Below are 8681 nucleotides of genomic sequence, written 5' to 3' on the forward strand. Positions count from 1 at the left end.
CACCATATAAAAATTTTGTGGTGTGGTTTAATGTGGTTTGATATGCCCAACCCCCCGGGCGGGGGCGGGGGGTGGTTGTGTGTTCGGGGGGGTTCTAACCCGCCTTACCACTCACGACCGGGTGTGGGCGGTCGCCGTGAACTCCAGGGCCGTGCGGCCGTCGGACACCTCCGTCGTCGCGCGCAGGACCAGGCCGCAGACTTCGGCCAGCTTCGTCAGGTCCGCCGCCGTTCTCTCGCGGCCGCCGAAGCACATCAGCATGAACAGGTCCATGGCCGTGCCCGCGGCCTGGCGCAGCGGCTCGATCACCACCACCGTGCCGTCGTCGCCCGCCGCGTGGCGGCAGCCGGTCAGGATGGCTGCCGCGTGCTCGTCGTCCCAGTCGTGCAGGATGTCCGAAAGCACGTACGCGTCCGCCCCCGGCGGGAGCGGGTCGAAGAAGCTGCCGGGCACCGCCTCCGCCCGGTCGGCGAGCCCGTCCGCCGCGAACCGCCGCGCCGCCGCGGCCGCCGACGGGGCCAGGTCCAGCACCGAGCCCCGCACCGACGGGTGGGCGCGCAGGATTTCCGCCAGCACGGCGCCGTCCCCGCCGCCGACGTCGACGATCCGCGCGAACCGCCCCCAGCCGAACCGCGCGGCGATCTGCGGCGCCTGCACCCGGAACCGCCAGTTCATCTGGGCGTCGAACGTGCGCCGCAGCCGGGGTTCGGCGTCGAGGTCCGTCCAGAAGTCCCGGCCGTACCGCTGCTCGTAAGCCGGCCGGCCGGTGGTGATCGTGCCCAGCAGGTCGGCGAACGCCAGCTCCGCGCGCCCACCCGCCGCGTCGATGTCGAGCAGCAGCTTGACGCCGTCGTCCCGCAATTGCGCACCCAGCTCCGTGGGCCGGTACCGGCCGGGCTCCGCGTCGAACGCGAACACCCCGGCCGTGACCAGGTGGTCCAGCAGGCAGGTCAGCGCCGAGGGGGACGTGCCGGTGAGGGAGGCGAGTTCGGCGGCCGTCGCCTCGCCGTGCTCGGCGAGGCCGAGGGTCGCCGCCACCCGGATGGCCATGGGCGTGGCCAGCTCGGCCAGCGCCAGGATCGACTGCTCCACCGGTCAAGCTTAGCGACGGCGTGGCATCATGACGATCGGCAAACCGAACGAAGGGCGTCGCTGATGGACGCTTTACCGAACGATGACGGCGGTCCGTCGATCCGCGACATGCTGGCGGTCAACCTGCGGGCGGCGCGGGCGGCGCGCGGCCTGTCGCTGTCCGAGCTGTCCCGGCGGTCCGGGATCGGCAAGGCGACGCTGTCGCAGCTCGAGGGCGGCACCGGCAACCCGACCATCGAGACCGTCTTCAGCCTGTCCCGGGTCCTCGAAGTGGCCATCTCCGACCTGCTCGACCACCGCCCGCGCGGAGGACTGACCGTGGTGCGGGCCGCGGAGGTCGAGGTGCTCCGCGGCGAGGGCGTCGACCTGCGGCCGCTGCGCCGGATCGAGGCCGAGAACAGCGTCTTCGAGGTCTACGACCAGGTCGTGCGCGGGGACGCGCCGCAGCGCTCGCAGGGGCACGTCGGCGTCGAGCACACCGTCGTGCAGGCCGGCCGGCTGTGCGTGGAGGTCGCCGGCCGGAGCGTCGACCTCGGGCCCGGCGACTACGTCGCGTTCGACGCCCGCGAACCGCACAGCTACACCGCGCCGGACGGGCCCGTGCAGTCGGTGCTGCTGCTGCAGTACCGCGCGGAGGAACGCCTCGACGGCCGGCCCCACCCCGTCCTGCCGGATTGACACCCTTCCCGATCGAGACCTATCGTTCGCTATACCGAACGCTGGAGGGTCGATGAACCGAACGCGGGTGGTGGTGATCGGCGCCGGCATCGTCGGCGCGGCGTGCGCCCGGGAACTCGCCCTGGCCGGTTTCGACGTCCTGGTCCTCGACCGCGGCCGGCCCGCGGGAGGCACGACCTCGCACGGCGAAGGCAACCTCCTGGTCTCCGACAAGGGGCCGGGCGCCGAACTCACCCTCGCGCAGCTGTCCGCCCGGCTGTGGCCGCAAGTGCTGGCCGAAATCGCCGGTGACGACCCGCGCGCGGCGGCCGCGACGGAGTTCGACCCGAAGGGCGGCATCGTCGTCGCCACCACCGACGCCGGCGCCGGCGCGCTCCTCGCGTTCGCCGAAGCCCAGGCCGGGGCCGGGGTGCGCACCGAGCGGCTCGACGCGGCCGACGTCGCGGCGGCCGAACCCGCGCTGACCCGCGAGGTGACCGCCGCCGTCCGCTACCCGGAAGACGCCCAGGTCCAGCCGGCCGGCGCCGCGCTCGCCCTGCTGGGTTCGGCGCTGCGCCACGGCGCCCGGCTGCGCACCGAAGCCGAGGTCACCGGCGCCGAGGCCCGGGACGGCCGGATCACCGGCGTCCGCGTGGCCGGTGAGCCGGTCGCGGCGGACGTCGTCGTGAACGCGGCGGGACCGTGGTCGGGGCCGGTGTCGGCCCGGCTCGGCGCGCCGATCGCGGTCCGGCCCCGGCGCGGCGAAGTCCTGGTGACCACGCCGATGCCGGACGTGGTCCGGCACAAGGTCTACGACGCGGACTACGTCGGCGCGGTCGGCACCGGCAGCGGCGAGCTGCAGACGTCCGCGGTGGTGGAGTCGACCTGGGGCGGCACGGTGCTGATCGGCTCGTCCCGCCGCCGCGTGGGCTTCGACGACACGATCCGGCCGGACGTGCTGGGCGCGATCGCGGCCAAGGCGGTCCGCCTCTTCCCGGCCCTGGCCGACGCGGCGGTGATGCGCGCCTACGGCGGCTTCCGGCCGTACGTCGACGACCACCTGCCCGTGCTCGGCGAGGATCCGAGGCTCGCCGGCCTCTGGCACGCCACCGGGCACGAAGGGGCAGGGATCGGCCTCAGCGTCGGAACCGCCCGGCTGCTGCGCGAACTGCTGACCGGCGCGACCCCGTCGATGCCGGTGGCAGAGTTCACCGTGGACCGTCCGGCGGTGCTGGCGTGAGCGAGCCGATCGAAATCACCGTCGACGGCGAGGCCGTGACCGGGCGGGCCGGGCAGACCCTCGCCGGGGTGCTCCTCGCCGCCGGCCGGCTGTCCTGGCGCACCACCAGGTCCGGCGCGCCGCGCGGCGTCTTCTGCGGGATCGGCGCCTGCTTCGACTGCCTGCTCACGGTCAACGGCGTCGCCGACGTCCGCGCCTGCCGCCGCCGCGCCGCCGACGGCGACGAAATCCGCACCCAGTCGCGGGAGGAGGGCGCGTGACGCACGTCGTCATCGTCGGCGCCGGGCCCGCGGGGCTCGCGGCGGCCGAGCACGCGCTCGCCGCCGGGGCCGAGGTCACCGTCCTGGACCAGGCCGACGTGCCCGGCGGGCAGTACCACCGCGGAGCCGCCCGGCAGTTCGAGGCGCTCCTGAGCCGGTGCGCGTGGTGGCCGGAAAGCACCGTGTGGGCCCTCGAAGGCCGGCGCGTCCACGTCCTGCGCGGCCCGGCCGACGGGACGAACCGGCGGCGTCACACCCTCGAACCCGACGCGCTGATCCTCGCCACCGGCGCGCACGACCGCGTCCTGCCGTTCCCCGGCTGGCAGCTGCCCGGCGTGTTCACCGCGGGCGCCGCGCAGGCGCTGGCCAAGGGGGAACGGGTCGCGGTCGGACGGCGGGTGCTCGTCGCCGGCGCCGGGCCGTTCCTGCTGCCGGTCGCCGAGTCCCTGGTGGCCGTCGGCGCCGGAGTACTCGCCGTCCTGGAAGCGAATCCGGCGCGCACTGTCCTGAATGGCTGGTCGTGGCGCGCGGCGGCGCACGTCGGCAAGATGAACGAACTGGTTCGTTACGCCGGTGCGCTGGCCCGGCACCGCATCCCGTACCGGATGGGCCGCGCGGTGATCGAGGCCCGTGGCGACGACCGGGTCCGCGAAGCCGTCACCGCGCGCGTCCGCCCGGACTGGTCGGTCGTCCCCGGGACCGAACGCACCTACGAGGTCGACGCCCTCTGCGTCGGGCACGGCTTCGTGCCGCAGCCCGAATTGGCCGTCGCGGCTGGCTGCGTCCTCGACGGCGGGTTCGTCCGGGTCGGTGACGACCAGCGCACCAGCGTCGACGGGGTGTTCGCGGCGGGGGAGCTCACCGGCATCGGCGGATCGGTCGCCGCGGCGGCGGAAGGCGCGGTCGCCGGGCAGGCCGCGGCCGGGAGGACGCCGAGCCGCGCGTTGCTCGAACGGCGTGACCACGCCCGCGCTTTCGCCCGCCGGCTGGCCGCCGCCCACCCGATCGGCACGGCGTGGCCCGGGTGGCTGCGCGAGGACACCGTCGTCTGCCGCTGCGAGGAAACCACCTGCGGCGACCTGAAAAGCGCCGCCGCCGACCCGGCCACCCCCGGTCCGCACGCGCTCAAGCTCGGCACCCGTGCCGGGCTCGGCCCGTGCCAGGGCCGGATGTGCGGACCCACCGTCGCCGAACTGTGCGGGGGCACCGAGCGCCACCACCGTCCGATCGCCCAGCCGATCCGCCTGGGCGAGCTCGCCGATCCGAAGGAGACCCCAGCATGAGCACCCGCGACCTCGGCGGCGTGGTCGTCGCCGCCGCGCTGCCGTACCGGGCCGACGACGCCGCACCGGCCGGGCTGGCCGTCGACTACGAGGCCTACGCCGAACACTGCCGGTGGCTCGTCGACAACGGTTGCCGCGGCGTCGGCCCGAACGGCTCCCTCGGCGAGTACTCCTCGCTCACCGACGACGAACGCCGCCGCGTCGCCCGCACCGCGATCGAGGCCGTCGGGACGGACGGGATCGTCGTCGTCGGCGTCCACGGCCCCGGCGCGCACCAGGCCCGCCACTGGGCCGAGGCGGCGGCCGAGGACGGCGCGCACGGCGTGCTGTGCCTCCCGCCGACGCTCTACCGCGCCAACCGCGGCGAGGTGCTCGCGCACTTCGAGGCGGTGGCCTCGGTGGGGCTGCCGGTGATGGTCTACAACAACCCGTTCGACACGAAGGTCGACCTCACGCCGGACCTGCTGACCGAGATCGCGCAGATCGACAACGTCGTGGCGGTCAAGGAGTTCTCCGGCGACGTCCGCCGCGTGCTGGAGATCCGCGAGCGGGCGCCGGAGCTGGCCGTGATCGGCGGCGCCGACGACGTCGTCCTGGAGAGCCTGCTGATGGGTGCGACCGGGTGGTTCGCCGGGTTCCCCAACGTGTTCCCGGCCGAGTCGGCGCGCCTGTTCGAGCTGGCCCGGGCGGGCAAGCTCGAGGAGGCGAGGGCGCTCTACGAGCCGCTGGTGGCGGCGTTCCGGTGGGATTCGCGCACCGAGTTCGTCCAGGCGATCAAGCTCGGGATGGACATGGTGGGCCGGCGGGGTGGGCCGTGCCGCCCGCCGCGGGGGCCGCTTTCGGACGTCCACCGCGAGCAGGTCCGTGCCGACATGGGCCGCGCGCTCGCGGCGCTGGGGGTGGCGTAGATGCGCTCGTCGCGCGCGATCACGGCGGTCGACTCGCACACCGAAGGCATGCCGACCCGGGTGGTGACCGGTGGGGTGGCGCCGATCCCGGGCGCCACGATGGCCGAGCGGCGCCGGTACTTCATGGCGCACCTGGACCACCTGCGGCAGTTCCTGGTGAACGAGCCGCGCGGCCACTCGGCGATGAGCGGCGCGATCCTGCAGCCGCCGTGCCGCGACGACGCGGACTGGGGCGTGGTCTACATCGAGGTGTCCGGGTGCCTGCCGATGTGCGGCCACGGCACGATCGGCGTGGCGACGGTGCTGGTCGAGACGGGCATGGTCGAGGTGACCGAGCCGACGACGGTGGTGCGCCTGGACACCCCGGCCGGGCTGGTGCACGCGGAGGTCACGGTCCGGGACGGGCGCGCGCTGAGTGTCAAGCTGCGCAACGTGGCGTCGTTCCTCGCCGAGCGCGACGCCGAGGTGTCGGTGCCCGGCTTGGGTACGGTCCGCTACGACCTCGCCTACGGCGGCAACTTCTACGCCATCCTGGATTTGTCCTCTTTGGACATCCCGTTCGACCGGGCGGAGAAGGACCGGATCCTGGCGGCCGGCCTGGCGATCATGGAGGCGATCAACGAGCAGAGGCCGCCGAAGCACCCTGTCGACCCGCTGATCGGGGGCTGCAAGCACGTCCAGTTCCTCGCGCCGGGTTCGGACGCGCGGGCGTCGCAGAACGCGATGGCGATCCACCCGGGCTGGTTCGACCGGTCACCGTGCGGCACTGGAACGTCCGCCCGGATGGCGCAGCTGCACGCGCGCGGCGAGCTGCCGCTGCACACGCCGTTCGAGAACGCGTCGTTCATCGGCACGACGTTCACCGGTTCGCTGGTGGCCGAGACCACGGTGGGTGACGTGCCGGCGGTGATCCCGGAGTTCGCGGGACGGGCATGGATCACCGGCACGGCGACGTACCTGCTGGACCCGTCCGACCCGTTCCCGACGGGGTTCGTGCTTTAGGCGGGCTGCCAGAGCTCGATGCGGTGACCTTCGGGATCGGTGACCCAGCCGAACCGCCCGACCCCGGCCATGTCCTGGGTTTCCTCGGCGACGTCCGCGCCGAGGGCCCGGAGCTGGTCGAGCATGGCGTCGAGGTCCCGGACCCGGAAGTTGAGCATGGTCTGCTGGGTTTCGGAGCCGAAGTAATCGGTCCCGGCCTCGAAGGGAGCGAAGACGGTGGGCCCGGGCTGCTGCTGCCAGAGGCCGTGTTCGTCGGCATCGAGGCCGAGGAAGTCGCGATACCAGGCCCCGAGAGCGGCGGGATCCTTGGCGCGGATGAAGTACCCACCAATACCGAGCACACGTTCCATGCGGCGATCCTGCCAGGCGAGTTGCCCGAACCACCAGCCCGGCCTCGCCTGGCCACGCCCGTCCCCGGGTCGGGCAAGGCGGCGCTGCCGGCCCGGGCGGGCGCTGGGCTAAGCGGTGGAGCACGTTGCCGTTGTTCCCGTGGCCGTTCCGGTGCACTGGTAGCCGAACTCCGTCGACTGTCCGGCAGGCAGCTCGCCGTTGAACGGCGCGTTGGTGAAGCGGACCGTGCCCGTGTCGCCGCTTCGGCTCGCGTTCCACGCCGATGTGATCGTCGCCCCCGTCGGCAGGTTCGCCGCGATCGTCCAGCCGGTGATCGGGGTTGCTCCGGCCGTTACCCGGATCGTCGTCACGAAGCCGCCCGTCCACTGGTTCACCGCGACCGCCACCGTGCAGGCGCCGCCGGCCGGAGTCGTCGGGGTGGTGGGCGTGGTCGGTGTCGTGCCCGGGCCGTCGGTCAGGGTGGGCGTCGGCCAATCGCGCCACTCCGCCAGGTTGCCCGCCTTCTTCGACGCAACGCGGAACACCCCCGTTGCGCTGCCCGTCTTCAGCAGGAACTTCTGGATGTTCTGCTGCAGCGGCGTCCGCCACTCGGGGCGTGATGCGCAGTGGGTGCCGTCCTGGACGTCCGACCAGTACGTGATGTTGGCGCCCGCGCCGAGCGCCTTGTACACCTCCGCACCCGCCAGGGCCGCGATGCTGCCCGAGCGGGCTCCGAGCCAGTCGATGTGCGGGTTCTCCATGATGAACAGCCCGCGCGGCGCGACCATGCCGACCAGCTCGTGCGTGTCCACCGGCAGCCCCGCCGGGTTGCCCGTGTATGCGCTGAACGCGTCCCCGAACCAGGGCTGCTCCCCGTAGGCGTTGCTCAGCCCCTGCGACCCGCTTTCCCCCGGGATCGCCCGCAGGGCCGGGACACCGGCGGTGCCCGACTCGATCGGCATCGTCAGCGCGATGCGCTGGTCCAGCACGCCGATCGCGAACGCGCTCTTGCCGTACCGCGAACACCCCGTGACACCGAGCGCGTCCGCCTTCAGCACCTGCCCGCCCGACTGCTCGAGGACGTCGATGATCCGGCTGACGCCCCACGCCCACGCCGCCAGCAGCCCGGTGCTGCTCGACGAGCCGTAAATGCTGTAGAACGCCCCTTGCTTGTTGTTCCGCGGCGTCCCTTCCTTGCCGACGGCCAGGGGGTCGTAACTGATGACGGCGGCACCGGACGCCCGGATCGTCGCGGTGTCCGCGCCGAATCCGCCGACCACGAAGACCGCCGGGAACGGTCCCGTTCCGCTCGGCAGCTGGACGCCCGCGGAAAAACTGGCGGAGCGGCCGTTTTCGCTGACGTTCACGGTGATGTTCGTGGCCGTGACGCTCCCCGAAACGCCGGCCGGCTTCGCCGGTTTCTGGCCGTAGATCGTCCGTTCCGCGAGCTTCTTGATCTCTTCGCGGCGGCACCGCCAGTCGGACTTCGAGGTGATCCGGGTGCCGTCGATCTTCTTGAAGGGATCGGGAAGTTTGGCCGTCGAGGGGAGCGAGGCGGGCAGCGAGACCGGGCAGTCGGCGCCGTCGTCTTCGACCGCCGCGGCAGCGCCCGCGGCCACCGTGACCATTCCCGCTGCGGCGAGCAGCGTAGTCACCAGCAGAACGAGGGCAGGGCGGAACCGCGGACCGGGCACGGGGATTCTCCCTTCCGATGTAACGAATATGAAAACGGTAGGACCGTTCCATTTCCGTCGTCAAGAAGAGGGAGTGGTCCGAAACTTTCGAAATCGCGGCAATTTCGAAAGTTTCGGATTTCAGCGACCGACCTGGACGTCGTCGAGGGCGCCGAGGGCGTCGGGGACGAGGACGGCGGCGGAGTGGTAGGCGCTGATGAGGTAGGAGGTGATGG

The 8681-nt window shown here is 72.9% G+C and carries 10 protein-coding genes; 6 read left to right on the forward strand and 4 right to left on the reverse strand.

What is annotated here, in order from left to right; all coding sequences use genetic code 11:
- Nucleotides 1-111 precede the first annotated feature (111 nt).
- Entirely contained in the window at nucleotides 112-1092 is a 981-nt protein-coding gene (locus ACWEVN_RS43675; RefSeq protein ID WP_452055204.1) for a methyltransferase, read from the reverse strand.
- A 63-nt stretch (nucleotides 1093-1155) separates the two neighbouring features.
- Here ACWEVN_RS43675 and ACWEVN_RS43680 point away from each other — a divergent pair, with 63 nt between their 5' ends.
- From ACWEVN_RS43680 to ACWEVN_RS43705, 6 genes are read left to right on the forward strand one after another with little or no spacing between them, the layout of a single operon-like run.
- The gene (locus ACWEVN_RS43680; protein WP_452055205.1) at nucleotides 1156-1770 is read left to right on the forward strand and encodes a helix-turn-helix domain-containing protein; all 615 of its coding nucleotides are present in this window, start codon (nucleotides 1156-1158) and stop codon (nucleotides 1768-1770) included.
- Between the two features lie 52 nt (nucleotides 1771-1822).
- Entirely contained in the window at nucleotides 1823-2989 is a 1167-nt protein-coding gene (locus tag ACWEVN_RS43685; RefSeq protein ID WP_452055206.1) for an NAD(P)/FAD-dependent oxidoreductase, read from the forward strand.
- On the forward strand, nucleotides 2986-3249 hold the full coding sequence (locus tag ACWEVN_RS43690) for a (2Fe-2S)-binding protein (protein WP_452055207.1): 264 nt from the start codon (nucleotides 2986-2988) through the stop codon (nucleotides 3247-3249). The genes ACWEVN_RS43685 and ACWEVN_RS43690 overlap by 4 nt, the downstream gene beginning before the upstream one ends.
- Nucleotides 3246-4532 carry an FAD/NAD(P)-dependent oxidoreductase gene (locus ACWEVN_RS43695; RefSeq protein WP_452055208.1) on the forward strand — a complete coding sequence of 429 codons (1287 nt, stop codon included), beginning with the start codon at nucleotides 3246-3248 and terminating at the stop codon, nucleotides 4530-4532. The genes ACWEVN_RS43690 and ACWEVN_RS43695 overlap by 4 nt, the downstream gene beginning before the upstream one ends.
- A complete protein-coding gene (locus ACWEVN_RS43700; RefSeq protein ID WP_452055209.1) occupies nucleotides 4529-5440 on the forward strand; it encodes a dihydrodipicolinate synthase family protein in 912 nt (303 codons plus the stop codon). The genes ACWEVN_RS43695 and ACWEVN_RS43700 overlap by 4 nt, the downstream gene beginning before the upstream one ends.
- Nucleotides 5441-6442: a proline racemase family protein gene (locus ACWEVN_RS43705; protein WP_452055210.1), complete on the forward strand. Its 1002-nt coding sequence runs from the start codon at nucleotides 5441-5443 to the stop codon at nucleotides 6440-6442.
- Here ACWEVN_RS43705 and ACWEVN_RS43710 read toward each other — a convergent pair.
- The 3 genes from ACWEVN_RS43710 to ACWEVN_RS43720 all read right to left on the reverse strand — a co-directional run.
- Nucleotides 6439-6792, reverse strand: coding sequence for a VOC family protein (locus tag ACWEVN_RS43710; RefSeq protein WP_452055211.1), 354 nt, complete (start codon nucleotides 6790-6792; stop codon nucleotides 6439-6441). The genes ACWEVN_RS43705 and ACWEVN_RS43710 overlap by 4 nt on opposite strands.
- 108 nt (nucleotides 6793-6900) lie before the next feature.
- Nucleotides 6901-8427 carry a glucuronyl esterase domain-containing protein gene (locus ACWEVN_RS43715; RefSeq protein ID WP_452055212.1) on the reverse strand — a complete coding sequence of 509 codons (1527 nt, stop codon included), beginning with the start codon at nucleotides 8425-8427 and terminating at the stop codon, nucleotides 6901-6903.
- 159 nt (nucleotides 8428-8586) lie between these two features.
- Nucleotides 8587-8681 (reverse strand): hypothetical protein (locus ACWEVN_RS43720; RefSeq protein ID WP_452055213.1); only part of this gene is annotated, 95 nt, incomplete at its 5' end.

It is taken from the genome of Amycolatopsis sp. NPDC003861 (assembly GCF_053605405.1).

Excerpts from the sequence above, each read along its gene's own strand:
- ACWEVN_RS43680 (WP_452055205.1), top strand. The coding sequence starts at position 1,156 with ATGGACGCTTTACCGAACGATGACGGCGGTCCGTCGATCCGCGACATG.
- ACWEVN_RS43685 (WP_452055206.1), top strand. The coding sequence starts at position 1,823 with ATGAACCGAACGCGGGTGGTGGTGATCGGCGCCGGCATCGTCGGCGCG.
- ACWEVN_RS43700 (WP_452055209.1), top strand. The coding sequence starts at position 4,529 with ATGAGCACCCGCGACCTCGGCGGCGTGGTCGTCGCCGCCGCGCTGCCG.
- ACWEVN_RS43705 (WP_452055210.1), top strand. The coding sequence starts at position 5,441 with ATGCGCTCGTCGCGCGCGATCACGGCGGTCGACTCGCACACCGAAGGC.
- ACWEVN_RS43710 (WP_452055211.1), bottom strand. The coding sequence starts at position 6,792 with ATGGAACGTGTGCTCGGTATTGGTGGGTACTTCATCCGCGCCAAGGAT.